At 71.3% G+C, this 24,921-nt stretch carries 21 protein-coding genes and 1 other RNA gene; 14 read left to right on the forward strand and 8 right to left on the reverse strand.

Annotated elements, in window-relative coordinates; all coding sequences use genetic code 11:
• Nucleotides 1-66: 66 nt before the first annotated feature.
• From OHB04_RS29645 to OHB04_RS29655, 3 genes are all read right to left on the reverse strand, one after another.
• Complete coding sequence (locus OHB04_RS29645; RefSeq protein ID WP_326690690.1) at nt 67-687, reverse strand: dihydrofolate reductase family protein; 621 nt, start codon at nt 685-687, stop codon at nt 67-69.
• 126 nt (nt 688-813) lie between these two features.
• On the reverse strand, nt 814-2,169 hold the full coding sequence (locus OHB04_RS29650) for a radical SAM protein (protein WP_326690691.1): 1,356 nt from the start codon (nt 2,167-2,169) through the stop codon (nt 814-816).
• A gap of 217 nt (nt 2,170-2,386) precedes the next feature.
• Nucleotides 2,387-2,590, reverse strand: coding sequence for a hypothetical protein (locus tag OHB04_RS29655; protein WP_326690692.1), 204 nt, complete (start codon nt 2,588-2,590; stop codon nt 2,387-2,389).
• A gap of 340 nt (nt 2,591-2,930) precedes the next feature.
• Here OHB04_RS29655 and OHB04_RS29660 point away from each other — a divergent pair, with 340 nt between their 5' ends.
• From OHB04_RS29660 to OHB04_RS29680, 5 genes are all read left to right on the forward strand, one after another.
• Complete coding sequence (locus tag OHB04_RS29660; protein WP_326690693.1) at nt 2,931-3,167, forward strand: hypothetical protein; 237 nt, start codon at nt 2,931-2,933, stop codon at nt 3,165-3,167.
• A 554-nt stretch (nt 3,168-3,721) separates the two neighbouring features.
• Nucleotides 3,722-4,525 carry a 23S ribosomal RNA methyltransferase Erm gene (gene erm / locus OHB04_RS29665; RefSeq protein ID WP_326690694.1) on the forward strand — a complete coding sequence of 268 codons (804 nt, stop codon included), beginning with the start codon at nt 3,722-3,724 and terminating at the stop codon, nt 4,523-4,525.
• A gap of 263 nt (nt 4,526-4,788) precedes the next feature.
• Entirely contained in the window at nt 4,789-6,045 is a 1,257-nt protein-coding gene (locus OHB04_RS29670; RefSeq protein ID WP_326809551.1) for a MerR family transcriptional regulator, read from the forward strand.
• A gap of 162 nt (nt 6,046-6,207) precedes the next feature.
• Nucleotides 6,208-6,603, forward strand: a complete 396-nt coding sequence (locus tag OHB04_RS29675; protein WP_326690695.1) for a nitroreductase/quinone reductase family protein — start codon at nt 6,208-6,210, stop codon at nt 6,601-6,603.
• Nucleotides 6,604-6,778: 175 nt separating this feature from the next.
• Nucleotides 6,779-8,167 carry a hypothetical protein gene (locus OHB04_RS29680; protein WP_326690696.1) on the forward strand — a complete coding sequence of 463 codons (1,389 nt, stop codon included), beginning with the start codon at nt 6,779-6,781 and terminating at the stop codon, nt 8,165-8,167.
• 38 nt (nt 8,168-8,205) lie between these two features.
• On the opposite strand, the gene OHB04_RS29685 is transcribed toward OHB04_RS29680, so the two are convergent.
• Nucleotides 8,206-9,150 carry an MBL fold metallo-hydrolase gene (locus tag OHB04_RS29685; protein ID WP_326690697.1) on the reverse strand — a complete coding sequence of 315 codons (945 nt, stop codon included), beginning with the start codon at nt 9,148-9,150 and terminating at the stop codon, nt 8,206-8,208.
• Between the two features lie 111 nt (nt 9,151-9,261).
• Here OHB04_RS29685 and OHB04_RS29690 point away from each other — a divergent pair, with 111 nt between their 5' ends.
• Nucleotides 9,262-9,513, forward strand: a complete 252-nt coding sequence (locus OHB04_RS29690; protein ID WP_326808652.1) for a hypothetical protein — start codon at nt 9,262-9,264, stop codon at nt 9,511-9,513.
• Between the two features lie 124 nt (nt 9,514-9,637).
• Here the strand turns inward: OHB04_RS29690 and OHB04_RS29695 are convergent, their stop codons facing one another.
• A complete protein-coding gene (locus OHB04_RS29695; protein WP_326690700.1) occupies nt 9,638-9,976 on the reverse strand; it encodes a hypothetical protein in 339 nt (112 codons plus the stop codon).
• Nucleotides 9,977-10,130: 154 nt separating this feature from the next.
• Between OHB04_RS29695 and OHB04_RS29700 the strand changes: the two genes are divergently transcribed.
• The 3 genes from OHB04_RS29700 to rnpB all read left to right on the forward strand — a co-directional run bounded on the left by OHB04_RS29700 (nt 10,131) and on the right by rnpB (nt 12,886).
• Nucleotides 10,131-11,024, forward strand: a complete 894-nt coding sequence (locus tag OHB04_RS29700; protein WP_442814979.1) for a PhzF family phenazine biosynthesis protein — start codon at nt 10,131-10,133, stop codon at nt 11,022-11,024.
• A 130-nt stretch (nt 11,025-11,154) separates the two neighbouring features.
• Nucleotides 11,155-12,381, forward strand: coding sequence for a lactate 2-monooxygenase (locus tag OHB04_RS29705; protein ID WP_442814981.1), 1,227 nt, complete (start codon nt 11,155-11,157; stop codon nt 12,379-12,381).
• Between the two features lie 90 nt (nt 12,382-12,471).
• Nucleotides 12,472-12,886, forward strand: an RNA gene (gene rnpB, locus OHB04_RS29710) — RNase P RNA component class A.
• Nucleotides 12,887-12,996: 110 nt separating this feature from the next.
• Here the strand turns inward: rnpB and OHB04_RS29715 are convergent.
• The 3 genes from OHB04_RS29715 to OHB04_RS29725 form a co-directional block, all read right to left on the reverse strand.
• Nucleotides 12,997-13,608: a hypothetical protein gene (locus tag OHB04_RS29715; RefSeq protein WP_326808654.1), complete on the reverse strand. Its 612-nt coding sequence runs from the start codon at nt 13,606-13,608 to the stop codon at nt 12,997-12,999.
• Between the two features lie 256 nt (nt 13,609-13,864).
• Nucleotides 13,865-14,803 (reverse strand): hypothetical protein, encoded by a 939-nt coding sequence (locus OHB04_RS29720; RefSeq protein WP_326808655.1) that lies wholly within the window; start codon nt 14,801-14,803, stop codon nt 13,865-13,867.
• A gap of 4 nt (nt 14,804-14,807) precedes the next feature.
• Nucleotides 14,808-15,209, reverse strand: coding sequence for a hypothetical protein (locus tag OHB04_RS29725; protein ID WP_326808656.1), 402 nt, complete (start codon nt 15,207-15,209; stop codon nt 14,808-14,810).
• Between the two features lie 94 nt (nt 15,210-15,303).
• On the opposite strand from OHB04_RS29725, the gene OHB04_RS29730 reads away from it, so the two are divergent.
• The 5 genes from OHB04_RS29730 to OHB04_RS29750 all read left to right on the forward strand — a co-directional run bounded on the left by OHB04_RS29730 (nt 15,304) and on the right by OHB04_RS29750 (nt 24,649).
• Nucleotides 15,304-19,962, forward strand: a complete 4,659-nt coding sequence (locus OHB04_RS29730; RefSeq protein WP_326808657.1) for a tetratricopeptide repeat protein — start codon at nt 15,304-15,306, stop codon at nt 19,960-19,962.
• Nucleotides 19,963-20,366: 404 nt separating this feature from the next.
• Nucleotides 20,367-21,002 (forward strand): SUKH-4 family immunity protein, encoded by a 636-nt coding sequence (locus tag OHB04_RS29735; protein WP_326808658.1) that lies wholly within the window; start codon nt 20,367-20,369, stop codon nt 21,000-21,002.
• A gap of 295 nt (nt 21,003-21,297) precedes the next feature.
• Nucleotides 21,298-22,683 carry a multidrug effflux MFS transporter gene (locus OHB04_RS29740; RefSeq protein ID WP_326808659.1) on the forward strand — a complete coding sequence of 462 codons (1,386 nt, stop codon included), beginning with the start codon at nt 21,298-21,300 and terminating at the stop codon, nt 22,681-22,683.
• Nucleotides 22,665-23,837 (forward strand): serine hydrolase domain-containing protein, encoded by a 1,173-nt coding sequence (locus tag OHB04_RS29745; RefSeq protein WP_326690708.1) that lies wholly within the window; start codon nt 22,665-22,667, stop codon nt 23,835-23,837. The genes OHB04_RS29740 and OHB04_RS29745 overlap by 19 nt, the downstream gene beginning before the upstream one ends.
• A gap of 140 nt (nt 23,838-23,977) precedes the next feature.
• Nucleotides 23,978-24,649, forward strand: a complete 672-nt coding sequence (locus OHB04_RS29750; protein WP_326808660.1) for a hypothetical protein — start codon at nt 23,978-23,980, stop codon at nt 24,647-24,649.
• Nucleotides 24,650-24,921: the final 272 nt, after the last annotated feature.

Here is a 24,921-nt window from a genome sequence, read left to right on the forward strand (position 1 = left end):
CCCATCGCGGCCCGGCACGTATCCCCTCGGCATGTGTTCCCTCGGCACGTATCCCCCCGGTGCGTGTCACATCGTGCCGAACGTCGGCCGCCCGTCGGGGGCGTAGGTGTGCACGGCCACGCCTGCGGGGGTCGTGTCCGACTCCAGCAGGCGCAGGGCCGTGGGCACGGCGCCGTCGGCGAACAGCCGGCGGCCCCTGCCCAGGACCACGGGGTAGACGAGCAGGCGGTACTCGTCGATCAGGTCGTGCTCCATCAGGGACCGGGCCAGGTCGCCGCTGCCGTGGATCTGGAGTTCGTCGCCCGGCTGCTCCTTCAGCCTGCGTACGGCGTCCACCGTGTCCTCGGCGACGGCGCCCAGCGGCGTCGAGCCCTTCCAGTCCAGGTGGTTCAGCGTGGTGGTGGCGACGTACTTGGGCAGCGCGTTGAGGCGCCGGGCGATCACCGGGTCCTCCTCGTCGCTGACCTGCGGCCAGTACGCCGCGAAGATCTCGTAGGTCACCCGCCCCAGCAAGAAGGCGCCCGCGCGGCCGAACCACTCGGTCACGTGCCGCGCCATGTCCTCGTCGGCGTACGGCACCAGCCAGCCGCCGAGGTCGAATCCGTCGCGCGGATCCTCCTCGGGGCCGCCGGGCCCCTGCATCACACCGTCCAGTGACAGAAACGTGGTCAGGGTCAGCTTCGCCATGGGTCTCGTCTCCTCGCTCTGCGTACGGAAGGGCGGGCCCTTCCCTCCACAGGAAGAGACCCGCCCCACGAGGAGAACTCATCGGCCCCGCCGCATCCGGCAGGCTCAGGCGTCAGTGCCCCGGATTCAGGCGACCGGCGCGCCCTCCTCCGACGGCAGCGTGTCCATGAAGGAGCTGACGGAGAAGACCGCGCGCCCCGCGCCCGCCGGACCGTATCCGGGGGGCGAGGACAGCCCGTGCCGCTGCATCGCCGAGCGGTAGGCGTCCAGCATCCGGATGTGGTACTCCAGCGGCGCGCCCTGCGGGTTGGTCCTGCCCAGCGGCGTCGTCGGCTCGGGGCACCAGGTGGTGAAGCGGGGCGTGATGCCGTGCGACATGAAGAAGTCCAGGCCCTCGGTGGTGGAGGCGATGGCCTCGTCCACCGTCCCGAAGCCGAACGGCTCGGCCATCTCGATGCCCGCCACGAAGTTCGGGATCACATTGCGGGCGCCGAAGACGTCCGCCGAGTCGAGGATGCGGCGGTGCCACTCCTCGCGGCCGACGTAGCGCTCCTTGCCGGGGCAGTGCAGCTGGAAGAGCCGCTTGTCCCACACCTCGAAGTTCGGGTGGTAGATCTTGATCCCGTAGTCGTGGAAGCGCTTGACGTCGTCCTTGGGCAGGGCCTGTGCGACGACCTTGCCGGTCCAGCGGTCCGGGAAGCGCTCCTCGATGGCCTTGGCGTACTGCCCGTAGAAGTCGGCCTCGTCCTTGCCCTGCACCTGCGAGGTGATCGACCCGCCGGTGAGGGTGTAGGCGTGGGAGGCGCCGAGGGTGTCGTGGTCGGAGATGATCTGGAGCGCCTCCAGCACCTCCTCGACCGGCTTGACTCCCGTGTACGGGCGCCCGGCGGCCTTGTGCTGGCGCCAATTGTGGTTGATGTCGCAGTACTGGCACTCCTCCTTGGCGCCGAAGTACTGGCACACCCGGAAGACCGTCAGATAGATCAGGTAGCCCCACTGGATGGTGGGCGCCACCTCCATCACGGACTTGCCGTTGGCGAGCGTGTGCCGGTAGTACTCCGGCATCGGGGGCAGTCCGACGTCCGCGATGCGCGTCCCGTCGAGGTAGAGCCCGAGGGACCCGTCCTCACCCGCGCGTACGCGGTACGGCGAATCCGGGTTCACGCGGACGGACACCACGGTGCGGCGCAGGTCGTAGGCGCCGCCGGTCAGCACGATCTCCTCCGGCGGGCGCCGCAGCGCGGCCTCACCCAACTCGGGCAAGGTGCGGTGGTCGAAGGAGAAGATGAAGTACGACTTCGGCTTGACGTCACCGGACGCGGAGTCGCTGGAGTCGCTCAGGGCCGAGTCGTCGAAGGCCATCCCGCCCCGGAGCAGGTCCTCCTTGATCACCGCCTCGCGCGGGATGTGCGGGAAGCGCTCCATCAGGTCTTCGATCAGCGCGGTCCGGTTGTCCTGCTGCGTTGACGGCTTTGGCGGCATGGTGTGTCAGGCTCCTCACTTCGCGGCCCTGGGGGGCTCCCACGACGGTACTCCGGCGCCTGAACCGGCCGCACACCTGCCTCCGGTCCCGGGCCTCCGCCCCATGCCTCCGCCCGTGCCCGCGCCCCGGCGGGGTGAGGTCCCGCCGGGGTGTCTGCCGTCCGGCCCGGACCCTTCGCTGTCCTGTGCCGTTGGCTGCCGTGTGCCGTTCGCCCGTTCAACTCCAGACGTCGGGGCCGCCGCCGCGCCACTCGATGAGGTTCGGGTCGTCGAGCTGGATGTCCGAGGGATCGAGCCCTGCCCGCCGCAGAAACTCGAACACGTCCTCCGGCTTGTGCGCGAACCCGAGGCTCTCGGCATGCGCGGTCACGCGCCGCCCCCCGCTGCCCGACGGTGGGTGTACGACGATCGGTGGAGTCATACCCCCCAGCGTGCGCCTGTGGCCAAGGCATCGCATCCGCGGGGGTCCGCTCCGCGCGCACCGTCATCCGGGCACGGTGGTGAAGGGGGCACGTCCCGGCGCCTCCGCTTTCCCTGCCGGGCGCTTGCCGGGTGCCTGCCGGACGCCTGCCGGGTGCGGGCGCCGCCGCGTCCCGTTCGGGTGAGGGCCCAACGGGTGAAGCGCCGCCGGGTCCCGAATGCGCGGCGCGGGCCCTGGGCAGCCCGCACCTGTTCCGACCTGCCCCTCCGGGCACGACCCGCCCCACGCGGGCGAGAGACGAGACCCGCCCCACGCGGGCGGGAAACGAGAAAGGCATCGCATGCGCAAGCGCACCGCCCTCGCCGCCGTCGCACTGACCGCCACCGCGCTGCTCGCCGGCGCGGGCACCGCCACGGCCTGCCCCGACCACGGTCACGGACAGGGCCGCGACCAGGGGCGTAACCAGGGCAACAGCGCCAACCCGGCGTACCCCCACCACGCGAACACCCAGGCGCCGTACACACAGACCGTCCCCAAGCCCCAGAAGGACCCGTACGACATCCTGATGGGCCGCTGACCCCCCTCGCCAAAGAAACGGACGAAGCGACGCCACCCAAGGGCGCGGCCTCGGGAACCCCGGGGCCGCGCCCTTCGCACGCACCGGCGCCTGCCCGAAATCGGCTGGTGGCCGGCGGGAGGCCCCGGCTACAGTCCGGCCCCATGAGTGCCTTCGCCGCGTGCGCTGCCTGCGCAGCCGCAGCCGCTTTCACGAGGATCCGCCGCTCCTAGTGCCCCTCCCGGCAAGCTTTGCCCCGTCGCGCCGCCCAGCACGCACTCCCCCGAGCTCTCCGAGCAGGGGGTGCCCCCAGCCGCGTTGGCCAAAAGCCCTGGTAGCTCCTTCCCCAAGCTCTCAACTTCGTTCGAGCAGGGGAGACCCCAATCAAGGGCTTCCGGCCGCCTTGCGATCGCACGCACCGGACGACGCTCCTTCCGGGCAAACACTGCCGGTCACGGCACTAGCGGCGGTGCCTCTCCCGTCCGTTCGGAGAAGAGTTCCGCCGCTTCAGCGTGTACGCGCCGGGCGGCGACTTCGTGCTGCCCGGTTCCTCCTTCCGAAGCCGCGGAGAAACTGTGCCCAGGCACCACGAAGGCCGCCATGAGCTCGGCCAGAACTTCCTCAACGACCCCGCCACGATCCGCACGTTCGTGGATCTCGTGGCCCGTACCAGCGGGCCGATCCTTGAGATCGGCAGCGGCGACGGCGCGCTGACCCTGCCCCTGCAACGGCTGGGCAGGCCGCTGATCTGCGTGGAGATCGACCGCCGCAGAGCCGCGCGGCTCGACCGGCGTACGGACGCCGCAACCACCGTCGTCGGCGCCGACTTCCTGCGCTACGCGACTCCCCGCACACCTCATGTCCTCGTCGGCAACCTGCCGTTCCACCTGACGACGGCGATGCTCCGCAAGATCCTGCGCGTGCCGGGCTGGACCGACGGCGTCTTCCTCGTCCAGTGGGAGGTCGCCCGCCGCCGGGCGGGAGTGGGCGGCGCGACGATGATGACGGCGCAGTGGTGGCCGTGGTGCGACTTCGGGCTCGTCGCGCGCGTATCCGCCGCCGCGTTCCGGCCGCGGCCGGGCGTCGACGGCGGGCTGATGACCCTCACCCGCCGCACCGAGCCGCTTCTCCCGCCCGCACATCGCGCCGCGTACCAGGACTTCGTCCACGCCGTCTACACCGGCAGGGGGCGGGGCCTCGCGGAGATCGTCGCCGCCGTGGCCCCCGGCCTGTCCCGCCGCCGGCTCCACACCTGGCTGCGTGAACAGGGGCTGCGCCCGACGGCCCTTCCCAAGTCCCTGACGGCGCGGCAGTGGGCGCGGCTGTATCTGCTCGCGGAGCCGGAACGGGAACGGCGCGGAGCCGTCGGCCGCCCGTGACCGCCCCTGACCGCCTCTGACCTGCGGTCCCGCGCGGGCCGCCGTGGATTGTCAGTGGCCGCTGCCACACTCGCCGTATCCGTATCCAACATGCTGGCTGCGTGTGGACGGAAGGCCCCGCCGACAGCGCGGCGGGGCCGCCACCACCCCCTCTCGGCACCCGTCCGGGCCCGGTGTTGACCTTGTCCTTGGGGCAAGCCACAGCATCGTCGGTGCCGGGCGAAGGGCCCGGTATGAGGAGGGTCGCGGGACGTATGGGCAGCATGGAACGGCTGACGATCGGGGCCTTCGCGCGGGCGACACGCCTGTCGCCCAAGGCGCTCAGGCTCTACGACGAACTGGGCCTGCTGCCCCCCGCGCGGGTCGACCCGGAGACGGGATACCGCTACTACGCGCCCGAACAGCGTGAGCGCGCCCGGCTCGTCGCCTGGCTGCGCCGTATCGGCATGCCGCTGGCGCGCATCCGCGAGGTGTGCGCGCAGGAGCCAAGGGCCGCGGCGGGAGAGGTCCGCGCCTACTGGGCGCAGGTCGAGGCGGAGACGGCCGCGCGGCGGGATCTGGTCACCCTCCTCATCGACCATCTGGCGGGGAAGGACCACGACAACATGACGCACAGCGACCACGACAGCCACAGCAGCCACAGCAGCCACAACAGCCACAGCAGCCACGGCAGCCATGGCGGCCACGAGGGCGACGACGGCCACGGCGGCAGCCCGCGTGAGGCCGCCCCCGGGCCCCGGACGCCCCTGACGCTGCGGCACGCCGCGCTGACCGACCCCGGGCGGGTGCGCGGGAGCAACCAGGACGCCGTGCACGCCGGGCCCCGGCTGCTCGCCGTCGCGGACGGTTACGGATCGGGCGGTGCCCGCGCCGCCGCCGCGGCGATCGAGGCGCTGCTCCCCCTGGAGGCGGGGCCCCAGCCGCCCCGCGAGCTGCTTGGCGTCCTGGACGAAGCGCTCGCACGGGCCGCCCACGCCGTACGCACGGCCCAGAGCCCCCACGGCCCCCACGCTCCCAACGGCCCCAACGGGGCGGGCGGCAAGCCGGGCGGCGGCACCCCGGGAGAGGAGGCGGGCACCACCTTGACCGCGCTGCTGTTCACCGGCGCGCGCCAGGCCCTCATCCACATCGGCGACACCCGTGCGCTCCTGCTGCGCGCCGGTGAGCTGTCCCAGCTCACCCACGACCACACGCTGGTCCAGTCCCTCGTCGACCAGGGCCGCCTCGACCCCGCCGAGGCGGCCACGCATCCTCAACGGGCCGTGCTGGAGCGGGCGTTGGGCGTAGGGGACGGAGTGCCCGACGTACGGCTGCACGACGCGGAGCCGGGCGACCGCTATCTGCTGTGCTCCGACGGGCTGTCCTCGGTCGTGCCCCAGGAGGAGATACGGCGCGTCCTGCTCACCGCCGCCGGCCCCGAGCGGACGGCCCTCGAACTGATCGCCCTCGCGAACCGGGCGGGCGGCCCCGACAATGTGAGCTGCGTGGTCGCCGACGTGCTTGCCGATTCGGACGACTGAACGAGTACGGCACCGCTACGGTGAGGCCCAAGGGGCCGGGGTGCACGCTGAAGTGCCCCCGGTCCGGGGGCACTTGGCCCCGGACGCCCCGTTCATGGCCGGGCCCGCGGAGCCGACAGGGCTGACGTGGCCGACGGGCAGCGAAGCAGAGGGAGAGGGCGTATGTCGCGCTATCGCGAGGCGAAGTTCCGGGCCATCACGGCCTTCCAGCGGCGGATCCTCAACCCCGTCACCGTACGGTCGCGGGGCCAGATCCTGCTGGAGACCACCGGCCGCGTCTCCGGGGAGCCCCGCCGCACCCCGGTCGGCGGGCTCCGCACCGGCGGGGAGTTCTGGCTGGTCTCCGAGCACGGCGACCAGTCGAACTACGTACGCAACATCAAGGCCGACCCCCGCGTGCGCGTCCGCCTCAAGGGCCAGTGGTACACGGGCACCGCGCACCCGCTCCCCGAGGACGACGCCCAGGCCCGGCTCAAGGCGCTCCCGCGCTCCAACAGCGCGGTGGTCCGCGCGGTGGGCACCAGCCTCCTGTCGATCCGCGTCGACCTCGACGACTGATCCGCCCGGACGGCCGATCCGCCGGAGGAGCCCTGGGGTCCGGGTCTCTTGGATCCCGGGGCCCAGGGATCCCAGGGGCCCCGGGCCCCGGAACCCGGGGCCTCCGGCCCCCTGGGAGGGTCACTCGCCCTGCCGAGCCATGTCCCTTTTGCTCCACATGGCGGACAATGTCGGTATGAGCCCTCACGTCGCGACCCCCGTGTCCCGCCGCGGCCCGGGCGGCGGGCGCCCGCTCGCGGTGCTGCTGACGCTGCTCGGCGCGATCGTCGCGCTGCTCTTCGCGGCCGTTCCCGCGCAGGCGGCCCCCGGCCCGCCCACTCCGGAGGAGATCGGGAAGGGGCTGCGCGCCCAGCCGGTCTATGTGGACAAGAGTGCCCGGGACAGGCTGAGCAGGTCCGATCAGAACGCGCTCGCGAAGCGGATCGACGCCGCGGGCGAGCCGGTCTTCGTCGTCGTCCTCCCCAAGGACCCCGCCTACAACAAGCGGACCATCCTCTCCGACATCCGGGAGGCGACGGGCCGCGCGGGCGTCTACGGCGTCCTGCTCGGCGACGATTTCGGCGCCGCCTCCGACCGTGCGCTGATGAACGCCGGCAAGGCGCGGGCGCTCGCCGCGCAGGCGCAAGGGGACGGCGCCGACGCCGCCGCGCTGAGCACCTTCGCGGGCGAGGCCGCCTCCGCCGTCGAGAACGGCTCGGGCCGGGCGCCCGCCGACGACAACGGCTCGCGCGGCGGCTCTGCCGGGGTGGGCGGGCTGGTCATCGGCGTGCTGCTGCTGGGCGGCCTGGCCACCGCGCTGTTCTTCGGCGTCCGCAGCGCCCGGCGCGTCCGCAAGGAGGCCGCCGCCGAACTGGCGCGGGTGAAGACCACCGTCGACGAGGACGTCACCTCCTACGGCGAGGAGCTCGACCGCCTCGAACTGGACCCGGCCGCACCGGGCGGCGCCTCGGAGGAGGAGAACGCGTCGATGGTCTCCGAGTACGGCGCCGCCCTGGACGCCTACGAGGAGGCCAAGTCCGCCATGGCCCGGGTGCGTGCCCCGCGCGATGTCCAGGCGGTGACGAGCGCGCTCGAACAGGGCCGGTTCGCCCTCGCCACGCTCCGTGCCCGCCGCGCCGGCGAGCCCCTGCCGGAACACCGCGCACCGTGCTTCTTCGACCCCCGGCACGGCCCCTCGGTCGAGGACCGCGAGTGGAGCCCGGAGGACGGAGCGCCCCGTTCCGTCCCCGTCTGCGCCGCCGACGCGGCCCGCCTCGACGACGGGGAGAGCCCCCTGGCCCGCGAGGTCGAGACCGCGACCGGCCGCCGCCCCTACTGGCAGGCCGGCCCCGCGTACGGCCCCTGGGCGGGCGGGTACTTCGGCGCCTACGGCACGACGATGATGTCCGGCATGCTCTTCGGCACCCTGCTCGGCTCGTCCATGGGCGCGGGCACGGCGTGGGGTGGAGACGGCAGCTTCGACGGCGGCTTCGACGGCGGCGGATTCGGCAGCAACGACTCGTTCGGCGGATCCGACGGCGGTTTCGGCGGCGGCGGTGGCTTCGACGGCGGAGGCGGGTTCTGACCCAGGGGTGCGAGGGCGACGGCCGCCGCAGGAATTCATCAGTAGCGCATGGCGGTGAAATCGATGGGCCTGGGCTGAAGCAGCTGGACGCGGGACGTCAGCTGCTTCATTCGTCCGGCCATCTCCCGGGCGGGGAGCCGCTTGCGGTCGCCGTGTCCGGGCAGCAGCCACTCGAAGTGCAGCCGGTCGGCGGTTCGCGCCAAGGAGGCAGCCAATTCCTCGATCGAGTACCAGGTGACGCTCTCGGCCACTTCCAGATCGGCCGTCGCGCGTGACCAGTACAGGCTGTCGCCGCTGAAGCAGTACCGCTCGTCGGCGGTGTAGAGCACGCTGCCCCGGGTGTGACCTGGGAGCGGGTGCGCAGTCACACCCTCACCGACCTCGACCGGATCCGTGCCGCGCATGACACGGTCGGCATCCGGCGCGGCGTCGAGATCACCCTCGTGAATCCACAGCCGGGCGCCGAAGCGGTCGGCGTAGCGGCGGCCGTGCGCGGCATGGTCCCGGTGGGTGAGCAGGACATCGGTGACAGGGCCCAGCTCCTCGTGCCGCGCGGCAAGCGTGCTGCTCCAGCGCGGCGTATCGATCATCATCATGGTGCCGGAAGGCCGGCGCAGCAGATAGGAGTTGGCCCCAGCCGTGCGAGGGGAGTTGTGTCCGCACAGGTGGACAGCGTCGTCCAGGGCCAGGGGGAAGGGATCCAGGGCGCCGTCGAGCCGCTGGTCGATGCGTCGGACCGACCGGGTGGGACAGGCGAACGCGGCAGCGTGCAGCTGCCGCGCCTCCGCCCTGTCGCGCGGCTGCCGGATCATCTCGGAGCGGCCGGTGGCCTCGCGTATCAGGTCAGGGGCAAGCTGACGCGCGACGTCGCAGTTGGTACACCGGGCGGCGATGTACCAACCGCCCTCCGCCTCGCCCGGCTTTTCCGCTCCGGTGGCTGCGTCCTGGTCTCCCGCCGGGGCGGGTGACAGCCCGTCGTTCATGGTGGCTCCGTCCTGGATCGCGCATGGTGCACGCCTTCCCAAGGGGTATCGCGCACCGATGGAAAAGAGGAAGGAGGTCCGGCGCTTGTGCTTCCCGGAGGCGTCCACTCTGTGAGCGGGCCCAAAAAGCCCAAAAAGCCACCATATGCTGCTGAAAATACCTTCTGGGGGCTTGATCGGGCTTCGTCGAGCTTCGTCGAGCCGCTGTGTGACGTCGGCATCGTGCGGAGACGGCCCGGTGGTATGCCGTATCCGGGACGGAAGACGCTGCCGAAGGCGAATTCCGTCGAGCAGCCGACCAGCGCCGTGAATTCTTCCGTGAACGCCGTCCGCGGCATTCGCGCGATCCGACCGGGCTGCTGAACGGTCCACGGCTTGTCCGCGCCGGTATGGATATCGCGCGGCCCGGCCGCGACAGGCTTCCGGGCCGCCTTGGCCAGTACCCGGCGAAGGCGGCTTGAGAAGTCCTCTGCTGGACCCTCGGGGACTACGGCCACCTCTCCATGGCCGTGACGATCTGCGCCAGTTGGGCCTCGAAGTCCGTCGTCTCGACCTCGCCCCGTCCGTACGCCTGCCACAGGCCGGCGAGTCGCTCTTCCCACTCGCCGAATTCAATGAGCCTGTCCGCCAGCGTGAACCCGTCCAGGGAAGGCTTTCCGGCCTCAAGCGCCCAACGACTCGCGGTCGCGTCCGCGGTGATGCCGCGGCCGGCCAACTCGACAACGGTGAACGACACCCGGGCATCCGCGGCGATCGCGATGAACACGCCCAGCGACACGGAGTTCCGCACGGCGAATCCCCGCCCGGAGGCATCAAGCTCGGTCACGTCGTCCTTCCCGCACGGGCCGCAGTGCTGGGCAGCCTACCGAGCACGCGGCTGAGCGGCCTACGACCCCGGTCATAGGACTCCCCTGTTCGTCCACTCGGAAGATTGGCGAGCCGTTGCGGAACAAGCGTGGGAGCGGAGCCGTTGCTGGAGCATGAACGCGAATATGAGGGCGGCTGCCCCGACCGAGGTCCTGCGCTACACCGCCTTCTCCGCCGATCCGGACGGCGGCAACCCCGCCGGGGTCGTGCTCGACGCGAGCGCGCTCGACGACGCGGCGCGGCTGGCTGTGGCCGCCGAAGTCGGCTATTCGGAGACGGCGTTCCTGACGCCCGCGCCGCAGGGGACCGAAGGGGCGCCCGAGGGGCGGGCGTTCACCACGCGGTACTTCAGCCCGCTGGCCGAGGTCGCCTTCTGCGGGCACGCCACGATCGCGACGGCCGTGGCGCTGGGCGAGCGCATAGGTCCCGGCGAGCTGCTGTTCCTCACCCCGGCCGGGCCGATCCCCGTCACCGTCGTGGGCGGTGACGGGGAGAGCGGGCCGCGGGCCACGCTCAGCAGCGTCGAGCCGCACAGCGAGCCCGTCGAGGACAAGGACCTCACCGAGGCGCTGGCCGCGCTGGGGTGGGCGCGGGGCGATCTGGACCCCGAGATTCCGCCCCGTATCGCTTTCGGCGGCAATGACCACCTGGTGCTCGCCGTCACCTCCCGCGAGCGGCTGGGCGCGCTGGACTACGACTTCGAGCGGCTGAAGGAGCTGATGCTGCGACTCGGCCTGACGACGCTTCAGCTGGTGTGGCGCGAGTCCGCCGGGGTCTTCCATGTGCGCGACCCCTTCCCCGTCGGAGGCGTCCGCGAGGACCCGGCCACCGGCGCTGCTGCTGCGGCTTTCGGGGGGTACGCGCGCGAGCTGGGCATCGTGCCGGAGGAGTCGCGGTTCACCCTGCACCAGGGCGAGGACATGGGGCGGCCCGGCGAGCTGACCGTCGACCTGCGCGCCGGGGACCCCCGCGTGCACGTCTCGGGCACGGCGGCCCGCATCGGCTGAGCCGCGACGGGACGGGCGCGCTGAGGCGGAGATCACCCCTGGCGCGCCGTCCCGGCTGTGGTCCGTGCGGCCGGTGCGGAGCAGACTGCGGGACGCGGCGCGGCGTACGTCCAGGCAGCCGCGCGACCGTATGCCGAAGGAGCCCACCGCCGTGACCGAGCCGCAGCAGCCGCCCGCCCCGCCCCCGGTGAACTTCGCGAATTACCAGAACGAGATCTATCTGCACGGGCTGGAAGGCCGCGTCCCGCCGTTCACCACGGAGGCGACCGCGCTCGGCGCCTCGGCCCGCGGTCACCTGGACGCCGGGGCCTTCGGCTACGTCGCGGGCTCGGCCGGATCCGGCGCCACCCACCGGGCCAACCGCGAGGCGTTCGACCGCTGCCGCCTCGTGCCGCGCATGCTCACCGACGCCACCCACCGCGACCTGCGTACGCGCGTCCTCGGCACCACCATGCCCGCGCCGGTGCTGCTCGCGCCCCTGGGCGTCCAGTCGATCGTGCACCCGGACGGCGAGCTGGCCACAGCCCGCGCCGCCGCCTCGCTGGGCTTGACGATGACGCTGTCGACCGCCTCCTCCTACACCGTCGAGCAGGTTGCCGAGGCGAGCGGCGCGGGACCGCGCTGGTTCCAGCTGTACTGGCCCAACGACGACGACGTGTGCGTCAGCATCCTGGAGAGGGCGCGGCGCGCGGGCTTCACCACTCTCGTCGTCACCCTCGACACCTGGACGCTGGCCTGGCGGCCCCACGACCTGGACCAGTCGTATCTGCCCTTCATCCGGGGCGTCGGCACCGCGATCCCGTTCTCCGACCCGGCCTTCCGCGCGGGCCTGGAGCGCTCCCCGGAGGAGGACCTGGAGGCGGCTGTGCTGCGCTGGGTGCCGATGTTCACCGGCACGGACAAGTCCTGGGACCGGCTGCCGTTCCTGCGCCGGCACTGGGACGGGCCCATCGTCCTCAAGGGCATCCAGCACTCCGACGACGCGCGCCGTGCGGCGGAGGCCGGGATGGAGGGGATCGTCGTCTCCAACCACGGCGGCCGGCAGCTCGACGGTGCGATGGCGTCCTTGGACGCGCTGCCCGGCATCGTGCGCGCCGTCGAGCGCACGGGCACGGACACCGAGGTCCTCTTCGACTCGGGCATCCGCACCGGCGCCGACGTCCTCAAGGCCCTGGCGCTGGGCGCACGCGCCGTGCTGGTCGGCCGCCCGTTCGCGTACGGGCTGGCCCACGGCGGCGAGGACGGCGTACGGCATGTGCTGCGCTCGTTGCTGGCCGACCTCGACCTCACCCTGGGACTGTCGGGCCACCGCACGCCGGCGGAGCTGACCCCGGACGATCTGTGGCACCGCCCCTGACGGCCCGGCGTGGTCGCCGGGCGGCCCTGCGGAGTCCACAGCCGTGCGCGGCGGGTGTTCCGCCGACGGTACGATGGAGGGCACGGCGGACGAGCCGGCCGGGCGGTCGCGTCGGGGGGTGCACTCGCACTCCTCGCCGAGGAAAGTCCGGGCTCCACAGGGCAGGATGGTGGGTAACGCCCACCCGGGGTGACCCGCGGGACAGTGCCACAGAAAACAGACCGCCGGGCCCGTCTTCGGACGGCGCCCGGTAAGGGTGAAACGGTGGTGTAAGAGACCACCAGCGCCCAGGGTGACCTGGGCGGCTTGGTAAACCCCATCCGGAGCAAGGTCAAGAGGGGCCGCGGCGACGTGGCCCTGCGCGGATGCTTGAGGGCGGCCCGTCCGAGTCCGCGGGTAGACCGCACGAGGCCGGTGGCAACACCGGTCCTAGATGGATGGCCGTCTCCCCGGCCACCGCGAGGTGCCCGGGAGACAGAACCCGGCTTAAAGGCCGACTCGTCCGCCCTTTCCGCCGTCCGGAGGCGCCTTCCCCGGCCGGGGGCCCCTTGCCCCCGGAGAGCCCCTGGCCCCCGGTGGCGTCTTTCCGCCGCCCGGAGGCCCAGGGGCCCGGGATCAGAAGGTGCCGTTGGAGAGGATCTCCCCGTCGGCGTCGTAGACCGTCACCAGGCCGTTGACCGAGGTCCTCCAGTCGGCGAACGCCGATGCCAGAAGCTTGCCGTCACCGGCGTGCGAACCCATCATCCCGCCGGTGTAGTCGGTGTGGACCTCGGCGTCGTCCATGATGTCGCTGTGGGTGTCGGCGCCCTGCACATTGATGATGTGCGCGGCGGCTGCCTTCTGCTGCGGCGTGCCCGACTTCGCGATGAATGCCTTGAACCGCGCCGCCTGGGATCCCGGCTGCGCGGCGGGCTTCGCCTTCTCCTTCTTCGCGTTCTCCTTCTTCGGCCTGTTGGCTTCCGGCTTGTCGGCCCTGGGCTTTTCCGCCTTCTCTTTGGGCTTGGCCGCGGGCTTCCCGGAGACCGCGCTGGACTCCTTGCCGGACTTCTTCGAGTCGTTCCCGTCGCCCTGGCTGACCGAGGCGATGACGCCGATGGCGACGAAGGCGCCCAGGACCCCGAGAGTGATCTTCAGGCCGAGACGGCGCTTCTTCGGCGGCGGTCCCGGCATTCCCGGCGGCCCCTCCGGTGGCGGTGCGAACGGCCCCTGCGGCTGCTGATACGTCATGGTCCCCCCCATGGCAGCTGAGGAAGCAGACGTTAGCGGGGAACAGGACGGATACGTCAGACCTGTGCATGAAGTGTCCGTATGTGGTGGTAATCGTCAGTTCATGGGGGTAGATCAGCCGTGGCAGGGTGGATTCAACCGCGGCCGATGTAGGGCATCTTCGTGGCCATCACGGTCGTGAACTGCACGTTGGCCTCCAGGGGGAGTAGACCGTCGCGGCCGGCACTTGGAGGACGGGCGAGGCGGCAGCGGGCCATTATTCGGGCGGGGGCGGCGGTGGAGTGGGCATCAGATAGCGGGTGAGGGTGTCGGTGTCATCGAGGGTGAGGGGGGCGGTGGTGTCGAGGCCGAGGCGGTCGGCAAGGTCGCGGGTGTGGAGGCGGGTGGAGGCTTCCAGGAGCAGGGCGTACGTGTCGGTGGACGTGCGGGTACGGGACTGCGCGGTGAGGGCGAGTGTCGTGGTGACGAGAACGGCGGGCCACCACCAGGCGGTGAGAGGAAGGTAGAGCAGGGACCAAGCAGCCAGGGTGGTGGCACGGGTGAGGGCTTGGCGGGCAGCAGTGATTTCGGCGCGGCTCTCTTCGGGGAGGATGAGCCACAGGTGAGGCCACGTGGTGGCCAGATCGATGCCGTGGTCGCGCTCGAGGCGGACGGCCGCCGCGTTGAGGCGGTCGCCACTCCAGGTGGGGCGGGTTGGCTCCTCGAGGGCGATGCGGGTCATGGCGCGTTCGGCGGCGAGTCGGGCAGCGGGATCGGCCCGGTGCCCGCGGGTCACGGCGCGGGCAGCTTCGTCGCGGTGCCGGTGCCAGATACGGGCGGCGGCGATCCAGATCCGGCGACGGCGGGCAGTGTTCCAGGCGGCGAGTTGACGGACGGGGGGCGGCCAGGCGGGCCAGTCGGCGGCCAGCCAGAGCCGTTCCAGCAGCGAACCGAGGGCCTGGGCGGCAAGTCCCGCCGCAGCGGCACCGACCAGCATCGCAACCAGCAATATGGCCTGCCCACCGCCTGTGCCTGTGGCGGGGTGGTTGGCCCAGGCCGTGAGCTGGTCGGCGAGGCGAGGCAGGTCGAAAGGGTGGGTGTGGCCGAGGGTGGGTGCAGTGGTGACGACGGCGAGGTAGAGGGCGCCGGGCAGGACCAGCAGGGACACCCACCTCTCGGCGAGTTTCCGGCCCAGCTCTGTCAGTAGCCCGCCCACCGGGTCAAAGCCGTTTCCGGCGCAGGACTGTACCGCTGATGTGGCAATGCGGCACCGGGGCGGTTGCCTGCTGCAGCCACCAATACCGCGTGCACCGGTCGGCCGGGCACACATACACGTGCTCACCCGGATTCGGCCGACTGATGCCGGCCGGCTGCAAGCCACGCGTGCCTGAGCCGTCGCCGGCGTAGCCGTTCAAGCCCCATGGGTCGCCGCCGACCTGCAGCACCGCGTGCAGCCCATCCAGTGAGTCGGCCGCATCAGCCCCGTTCCGCACGGCGGCCAGCACTTGTTCTACAGCGGTGTCGCCCCCGCCCGGCCCTGACCGCAGATCCCTGCGGATCTCGTCCAGGTACTCACACACCACAGCGAGTCGTTCCGCCGTGTCTCCGTGTTCGTCGGTCACGAATCACCCCCGTCTGATTTGTTCGCCCGTCAGCCCTCTGTCGGACGAACTACCCTGTCTGCATGCTGGGTTGCCGCACCGGCACCAAGAGCGTATGCCGGGCCCACCCCACGCAGCCAGGACGGGCATGGTGACGGAGCGCGGGGCGGGCAAGGGGGCGCGTGGGGTGCGTGAGGAGTTGTTGGCCGCGGTGTGGTCACGGCTGGAACGGGTCGATGACACCGGCGACTTCTCTTCGGTGAAGGAACCGCAGGCGCTCGTCGAAGCCCAGCGTCTCGCCGAACTCCTCCGCGCTGCGCCCGACGACGACGACCTCACGGCCTGGGGCATGCTCGGCTGGCTCCACTGGTTCCGGCACTCGGCGCTGCCCGAAGGCGATGACCGTGCGGACCTGGTCGCCGCGGTAGAAGCTTTCACTCCCTGCTTCCTCGCGGGTGACGATGGCCTGCCCGAGCCTCTACTGCCACTCCTCGCCGGGAACGCGGCACCACGCGCGGCGGCCTTGTTCCAGTACGCCTTGTCCTCGACCGACCCGGACGTGCTCACTGCTGTCGTGGACATGTGGAGGCGCATTGCGCCCGCCATTCCCGCCGACCACCCCGTGCGCCCCATGTATCTGTTCAACCTGGGGACCGCGCTGCAGGTCCGTTTCGGTCGGGCCGGGAACGAGGCGGATCTGGTAGAGGCCATCACTGTGGGGCGGGAGGCACTGAAGGCTCTGCCCGCCGACCATTCCGACCGGGCGAGATACCTGTCCACCCTGGGAAACGCGCTGCGGGTACGGTTCGAGCGTAGGGAGGACATGGCGGATCTGGATGAAGCTGTCGACCTCCTTCAGGCTGCGGTAGAGGCATCCCCCACGGACCACCCCGACCGGGCGACACTGGTGTCCAACCTCGGGATCGCGCTGCGGGCCCGATTCGACTGGACCGAGGACGAGACGGATTTGGTCGACGCCATCGGCCACCTCCGGGCCGCGGCGGCGGCTGCCCCCGCCGACCACCCCGAACGCCCCGTGTACCTGTCCAATTTGGGGGCCGTGCTGCGGGTCGGATCACAGCGGGACAGGAACGAGTCCGGCCTGGACGAGGCCATTGATGTGGGGCGGGAGGCGCTGAGGGCCCTTCCTGCCGACCACCCGGACAAGGCGAGGTATCTGTCCAACCTCGGGACCGCGTTGCTGTCGCGGTTCGAGGTGGCCGGGGGACGGAGGAATCTGGATGAGGCCATCGACCGTCTCCAGGCCGCAGTAGAGGTCGCCCCCGCCAACCATCCGGATCGCCCCCTCTACATGTCCAACCTGCGAGACGCACTGCAAACCAGATCCGAGTGGGCCAGTAACGAGACGAGCCCGGACGAGGCCGTCGGTACCGGTCGGGAGGCACTGCGGACTCTTCCCGCCAACCACCCCAACCAGGCGCGATACCGGTCGGGCCTCGGGATGGCGCTGCAGCACCGGTTTGGGCGGGCCGGGGACCGGGCCGATCTGGATGAGGCCATCGACCACCTCCGGACTGCGGTGGAGGCCACCCCCGTCGGCCACCCGGACCGGGCGGGGTACCTGTCCAACCTCGGCGCCGCGCTGGCGGACCGGTTCGGGCGGGCGGGGGATCGGGCGGATCTGGATGAGGCCATCGATCGCGGTCAGAGCGCGGTGGAGGCCACCTCCGCTGATCACGCAGACCGGGCGGTGTACCTGTCCAACCTCGGGGTCGCGCTACAAGCCCGCTTCGAGTGCGCCGGGGACGACACGGATCTGGACGAAGCCATCGCTGTAGGGAGGGAGGCGCTGGGGGCTCTTCCCCCTGGCAACCCCAACCGGTTGGTATGCCAGAACAACCTCGGGCACGCGCTACAAGCCCGCTTCGGGCGGGCCGGGGGACGGGCGGATCTGGATGAGGCCATCAACCACCTCCGCACCACGGTGGAGGCCACCCCCGCCGACCACCCGGACCGGGCGGTGTACCTGTCCAACCTCGGGGTCGCACTACGGGACAGATTCGAGCAGGCCGGGGATCGGACAGGTCTGGATGAATCCATCACCGTTGGGCGGAAGGCAGTAGAGGCCACTCCCGCCAATCACCCCGACCGGAAGACGCGCCTGTCCAACCTGGGAAACGCACTGCTGTCCCGGTTCGAGTGGGCCGGCGGCGATACCGACTTGGACGAGGCCATCGACCGGCTCCGGACCGCGGTGGAGGCCACCCCCGCCGACCACTCGGACCGGGCGAAAAGTTTGTCCAATCTCGGGGTCGCACTACGGGAGAGATCCGGGCGGGCCGGGGACGAGATGGATCTGGATGAAGCCATTGCTGTGGGGAGGGAGACGCTGAGGGCTCTTTCCCCTGGCAATCCCAACCGGGCGCGATACCTGTCCAACCTCGGGACCGCGCTGCGGGACAGATTCGGGCGGGCCGGGGATCGGGCGGATGTGGATGAGGCCATCAACCACCTCCGGACTGCGGTGGAGGCCACTCCCGCCGACCACCCCGAGCGGGCGAAGTATTTGTCCAACCTCGGGACGGCGCTGCGGGACAGATTCGGGCGGGCCGGGGATCAGGCAGATCTGGATGAGGCCATTACTGTTGCGCGGGACGCGGTACAGGCGACTCCCGTCGACCACGCGGCGCGGGCGAGACACTTGTCCAACCTCGGGACGGCGCTGGTAGACAGGTTCGGGCGGACCGGGGGCGAGACGGATCTGGTTGAGGCCATCGACCGGCTCCGGGCCGCGGTGGAGGCCACCCCCGCGGACCACTCGGACCGCGGCAGATACCTGTCCAATTTGGGCCGGGCATTGCTGTGGCGGTTCGAGGTGGCCGGGGATCGGGCGGATGTGGATGAGGCCGTCGACCGGCTCCGGGCCGCGGTGGAGGCCACCCCCGCCGACCACCCGGACCGGGCAACATACTTGACCAACCTCGGGTTCACGCTGGCGGCCAGGTTTGCGCGCACCCGGAGCGAGGCGGATCTGGATGGTGCTGTGTCCGCTTATACCGGAGTGTGCGAATCGGCTACGGCCCCTCCTTCGGTCCGCATCAATGCGGGAAGGGCTGTGGCTGGGCTGGTCGCGGGTTCGGACAAGGGGCGGGCAGCGGACGCGGCGGAGGCCGCGGTGCTGCTGCTGCCCGAAGTGGCCCCACGCCAGCTGGGACGAAGCGATCAGCAGCATGCACTCAGTCGGTTCGCCGGCCTGGTCGGAGACGCCGCCGCACTCGCCCTGGCCGATCCCCGCCAGGGCCGACTCGAACGGGCAACCCGAGCGCTACGGTTGCTCGAGGCAGGGCGGGCGGTCCTTTACAGCCAAGCGCTCGACACCCGTGACGACGTCGCCTCTCTCCACGACCGCCGCCCTGACCTGGCCTCGCGGTTCGTTCGTCTGCGCGACCAACTCGACCAGCCCGTCGGGGTCTCTCCCATCGGGACGATCACGAATACGGATACCCTCGCGTCACCGCAGGAGGGCACCGTCCACGACCGCCACCGGCTGGCCCGCGATTTCACCCAGACCCTGACCGAGATCCGCTCACTCAAGGGATTCGAGTCGTTCGCTCTGCCGCCCACCACCGAGGAACTCCTCACCGAGGCCGCCCAAGGGCCGGTCGTGGTATTCAACATCAGCGTCCACCGCAGCGACGCCCTGCTGCTCACCCGCGACGGCACCACGCACCTGGAACTTCCCCATCTCACCGCCGAAACCCTGGCCGAGCAGATCAACGCCTTCCACCAGGCGTTGGGTGCCGCCGCCACGGGCGAGAGCAAAGAGCAGCGGAGTCAATCGCAGGACGTCCTGACCGGAGTCCTGCAGTGGCTGTGGGACGCTGCGGCCGGACCGGTTCTCGACGCCTTGGGCCACCACCGCCAGCCATCGACGGAGAGCGACTGGCCGCGGGTGTGGTGGATACCTGGCGGCTTGCTGGGGCTGCTGCCCCTGCACGCCGCCGGCTACCACACCGACCCGGCCGGCGACTCCCGCCGTCGCACCGTCATGGACCGGGTGATCTCCTCCTACACGCCGACCATCCGCGCCCTGCGCCATGCCCGCCGCACCCTTGGAAGCCAGTCCCCGTCCTCGAACGCGCGCGGTCGAGGGCTGCTCGTCACCATGCCTACTACTCCCGGCCTGCCGGGCCACGGCCGCCTGCGCTACGTCGACGCCGAGGCGGAGGTGGTGCAGCGCCACCTGCCGCGGACCGTCCTGCTCCGTGAGTCCGACCGTGCCGACCGGGACGGGTCCGCTCCGGACACGCCCACCAAGGCCACCGTTCTGAACCACCTGCCAGATTGTTCGATCGCGCACTTCGCCTGCCACGGTGCCAGCCACCCCGCAGACCCCTCCCAAAGCCTGCTCCTGCTCCACGACTACGCAGCCGATCCGTTCACCGTCGCCAGCCTCGCCCCCGTCCGCCTCGACCACGCCCAGCTGGCCTACCTGTCCGCCTGCCACACCGCGGCCATCAACAGTGTCGAGCTGCTCGATGAGTCCATCCACCTGACGTCCGCCTTCCAGCTCGCCGGATTCCCCCACGTAGTGGGCACTCTGTGGGAGATCAGGGACCAGACCGCCGTCGCTGTCGCCGACGCCTTCTATACCCACCTGCGCACCCCCACGGGAGCCCTCGGCACCGGCCGGGCAGCCTGGGCCCTGCACCAGGCGGTGCGCGGCCTGCGGGACGGACACGACCTGCCGGGCACGCTCGACCGCACCAAGGTCCCTTTCCTATGGGCCTCCTACCTCCACGCAGGCGCCTGAACAGGCTGCGTAAAGCAGTGAACCGGGCATCTCGGTGTATAGCTGAGGTGTTGAGGGCCGAGCGGGTGTGTGGAGGCGTCCACCGGGCCGCGGGTGGAGCGGCCTGGCGGTCTTTTGGCGTCCGCGGGCGCCGTCCGGGGCCGCGGCGCCCGCCCGTCCTCCCGGCGGCCTGCCGGCGCCTCCTGCGCCCCGTCCGTATCCTGCCTCGTGCGCGCAGCGTACGCGGGCGGCGTGCGCGCACTGCCCTCGGACAACAAGCTCGTTCCGTAAGGGGGCGGGTGAGCGGGGCGGGGCGGAATCGGAGTCGCCGGAAGCACCTTGATCCGCAACGCTGTTGTTGTGACCGCTCCATCCACCACGAGTCCCACGGCGCCCGTTCCGCCGCCGAGTTCGGAGTTCCGGCAGTGCTTTTCGACGTCACCCGCAGCGAGCTCGTCGGCATCTTCGGCGAGGACCGGATCGCGACCGTGCCCGCCACCGCCTTCCCGCCCGCCGCCGCGGACACCGAGGGCGCCCGCCTCCTGCAGGCCGTCGGCGTCCCCACCGGGACGCTCCTGCTGCGTCAGCCCGACGAGGACGACGGCCTGCTGCCCCTCGTCCAGGACGTCGTCGACATCGAGGACTTCGAGGACGCCGCCGAGGGCGCGGGTGACTGGCCCGTCATCGGCTGGCTGCTCAACGCGCACCTCGCCCTCGACCCCGTATCCGGCAAGGTGTACGCCGTCGACTCCGAGGAGGAGACCGTGGTCGAACTCCACGCGGACGTCTCCTCCCTCGTCCAGGTCACCCTCCGGCTCCAGCGCCTGCTCGAGGAGTTCACCTTCAGCGGCCACGAGGACGACGAGGACGGCGAGAACGACGAGGAAGCCGGCTTCGAGCGCCTGGACGGCGAGGTCGATCGCATCCGTGAGGAGACGAGCAGCATCGACCCGCTCCCCTTCCATGGCGACGAGACCGTCTGGTCGGTAGTGGGCGATGAGATCGCCATGGGCCAGCGCTTCAAGGGCAACAGCCCGGGAGCCCGCTCGCTCTACGGGTGATCGCCGGCCGATAGCGTCGGCAGACCGTCGGCCGGCACCACCCGCCGGAACAGCACCCATGGTTTTTTGGACGGGCTGAGCGGGGGTGGGTCCGGTTGCCAGGAGCCGTGCTCGGCCGAGTGTTCCGAACGGTGTCCCGGAGCGGACGTCAGGACGGCGACCTCATTCGTCTCGCTCGCCGGTGAACCAGGGCTTCAGCCCGCCTGAACATCAGGCGAAGGGGAACAAATGTGTGGGCCGGGGCGGGAATCCCTGGGAGTATGTCCACGCCGCTGACAATCTCCTGGAGAGGTGCATGACCAACCCCGGCCCCCAGCAACCGGCCGCGACACCCGGCAAGAGCGCACACCCCGCAGCGGGGCCGCCCGCATCCCCGCACCCAGCGGTACCGGCATCCTCCCCGGGGAGGGAGCCCGGCCGGAGCACCGGGACCGGGACCGAGTCCGCCCACGTCACCCCGGCCGCCCCGCAGTTGACCGCGCGCGGCCGTACGGGGCTGCTGCTCACGCTCATACTCGGCGGGCTCACCGCGCTCCCGCCCCTCTCCATCGACATGTACCTCCCGGCCCTCCCGGCGGTCAGCGGCGCCCTGCACGTTCCCCCCGCAGGCGCGCAGCTCACGCTCACCGCCTGCCTGGTCGGGCTCGCCGTCGGCCAGCTCGTCGTCGGACCCATGAGCGACCGCTTCGGCCGCCGCAGGCCGCTGCTGATCGGTATGACCTGCTACGTGATCGCCTCGGTCACCTGCGCCCTGGCCCCCACCGCCGGTACGCTCACCGGCTTCCGGCTCGTCCAGGGCCTCTCCGGAGCCGCGGGCGTCGTGATCGCGCGGGCCGTCGTCCGCGACCTGTACGACGGCCTCGCCATGGCCCGCTTCTTCTCCACCCTGATGCTCATCTCCGGCGCGGCACCGATCCTCGCGCCCGTCCTCGGCGGCCAGGTGCTGCGCTTCACCGACTGGCGCGGCGTCTTCCTCATCCTCGCCGCCGTCGGACTGCTGCTCGTCCTGGTCGTCCTGCGCAAGCTGCCCGAGACCCTGCCGCCCGCCGCACGGCACAGCGGCGGGCTGGCCGACGCGCTGCGCACCATGCGCGGGCTCCTCGCCGACCGGGTCTTCGCCGGATATCTGGTCGCCTCCAGCTTCGCCGCCGCCGCGCTCTTCTCCTACGTCGCCGCCTCGCCCTTCGTCGTCCAGGAGATCTACGGGGCCTCGCCGCAGACCTTCAGCCTGCTGTTCATGGTCAACTCCATCGGCCTGGTCCTCTTCGGCCAGCTCAACGGCAAGGTCCTCGTCGGCAGGGTCTCCCTGGACCGGGTCCTGGGATCCGGGCTGTGCATGGTCGGGGCCGCCGCCGTCGCGCTGATGCTCATCACCACCGGGGCCTTCGGCACGGTGGGCCTCGCCCCGCTCGCCGTCGGACTGTGCACGCTGATGTCCGGCATGGGCCTGATCATGCCCAACGCCAACACCCAGGCCCTGATGCGCACTCCGCACGCGGCGGGCTCGGCCTCGGCGCTGCTGGGCACCTCCCAGTTCCTGGCCGGCGCCCTCGCCTCCCCGCTGGTCGGTGTCGCGGGCGAACGGACGGCCGTACCGATGGCACTTGTACAGCTCAGCGCGGTGCTGCTCGCGGCGCTGGCCTTCGTGGGACTCTGCCGCCCATGGCGCGCACGCGACTGAGGAGTGCGGCCTCCCTGGACGGCGCCGCCGCACGCCGCCGCTTCCAGGAGAAGGCCGGGCTCGATGGCGATCACCTGGCGGCACTCACCGACGAGACCGACGCGCTGCCCGGCAGCGGCTGGTGCGCGGGCGCCGTCGTGCTGGCCGGGCGCGGCCCCTTCGTCGCGGTGGAGCACGCCACCGGCTGGGCGCTGCGCTACGCCTCCTACGACCCCGACACCGGGCGCGGCGTCGAGCTGCCGGCGAGCGAGTGGCTGCCCATGCGCACCGACACCGTCTTCGACGTGGCCTCCCTCACCAAGCTGTTCACCGCCATCGCCGCGGTGCAGCAGGCCGAACGCGGCACTCTCGACCTGGACGCGCCAGCCGTCATCTACGCCGACCCGCGCGTCGGGCTGGTGACCGACCACGGCATCACCGTGCGCCACCTGCTCACCCACACCTCGGGGCTGCGCGCCGAGCTGCCCTTCTACGAGCACAACACCGCAGAGCACACCGCGCTGCTGTGGTCCGAGAAACCGCTGACCGAGCCGGGCAGCGCCTACCTGTACTCCGACCTCAACCCGCTGCTGCTGGAGCGGGTGCTGTGGCGCGTGACCGGGCAGCCGCTGAACACCCTCGTCCGCGAGGGCATCACCAAGCCGCTGGGCATGGACCGCACCCGCTTCAACCCGCCGCGCGGCTGGCGGGCGCGCATCGCCGCGACCGAGGACCAGCGCAGACCCTGGGCCAAGCTCAACCGGGGCCTGGTCCACGGGCGCGTCCACGACGAGAACGCCTACGCCATGGCCGGGGTCGCCGGGCACGCCGGGCTCTTCTCCACGGCCCGGGACCTGGCCGTACTGTGCCGCACCCTGCTCTCGGGCGGCGCCTACGGGCCCGCGCGCATCCTGGCGCCCTCGTCCGTGACGATGCTGCTCGCCCCGCCGGGACTGGGCTTCCAGACCGGCGCCGGGTGGTTCATGGGAGAGCTGGCGGGCCCGGCGGGGCGGGCCGCCGGGCACACCGGCTTCACCGGCACCAGCCTGGTGCTCGACCCGGTGACCGATACCTTCCTCATGCTGCTCGCCAACACCGTCCACCCCGTGCGGCACCCTGCCGGGAGCGTCCCCCGCGCGATGGCGGCGACCCGTTTGTCGCGCGCGGTGTTGTGAGCGGCCGTTGTGGTGAGCAGTCGTGCACGACGCGGTGGCCCGGCTCGGTGCTCCGAGAAGGGGACCGGGACCGGTCCCGTGCAGGGTGGGTAGGCTGCCGATCGTGGTAGCGCGGTCAATTCGCACCAAAAGGAGAGGCTATGCGCGGGCGAGCATTCTTGGTATTTCTGTCCCTGATATTGCTCACCGCCTGCTCCGGCGACCCGCAGCGCAATCCTCATGCCGCGACCTCTTCATCTGCAAAGCCGAAAGAGTCCAAAGGGCCAACCCGCAAGCAGCCAGTGATAACACCTCACGACAAAGCTTGCCGAGGCGGCGTGCCCTTTTATGCCGCGAGCCCCCCGTACGACGGCGCGGGCACGCACAAGATGATCGGTTTCGCGCTCTACGACACTGATGATCCGGAGGTCAGCGGGCCGGCGTACCCTCCGGGCCTCCCGTCGTCCTGGGCCTCCTCCACACACGACGAGTACGGCACCAAGCCTCGGGTGTTCGAGACCGCACCCATGGAGGCCGACTTCAAACAGGCACAACTGGCTGTCTGCATGTCCTGGCCGCGCCTGACAGGAAAGTCAGCCGTCGGAGAGTGCGGCCCCTATGAAGGCGTGACCAGGAAAGTGTTCCCGGCCGACTATACATTCCGAGTGTTCGAGGCCAGAACCGGCCGGCTCATAAAGTCCTTCACCCTCAGTGGGGCCGACGACGGCTGCCCGGCGCAAATCATCCTGGGCGACAGGAAGAAGATGCCCCAGGTCGTGGACGACGAAGCTCTCGCCGCTGAACTTCGCCCCCTTGTGAAAAGAGATTTCTGAACACCTACGGGCGGGCTGGGCGGAATCCGGGCGAGGTTCCTGCCCGGCTGGTCCTGGTGGGAAGAAGGCCGAGGCCGCCCTGCTGCGGACCCGTTCCGCCTGCGATGTCATGGCCTGGCGCGAGGCAGTCACCCGGAGCTTCCTGCGGTCCGCCCTGCGCGCTTCCCTCGCTGCCTCCGGCTCCAGCCTCATCCTCGCCCTCCCTCTCGTACGGGCCGATCCCTCTCGTGCGGGCCGATCGTCCGGCCGTCACTGCCCTGGCCGTCCTCAAC

Source organism: Streptomyces sp. NBC_01775 (assembly GCF_035917675.1).
GTDB lineage: Bacteria > Actinomycetota > Actinomycetes > Streptomycetales > Streptomycetaceae > Streptomyces.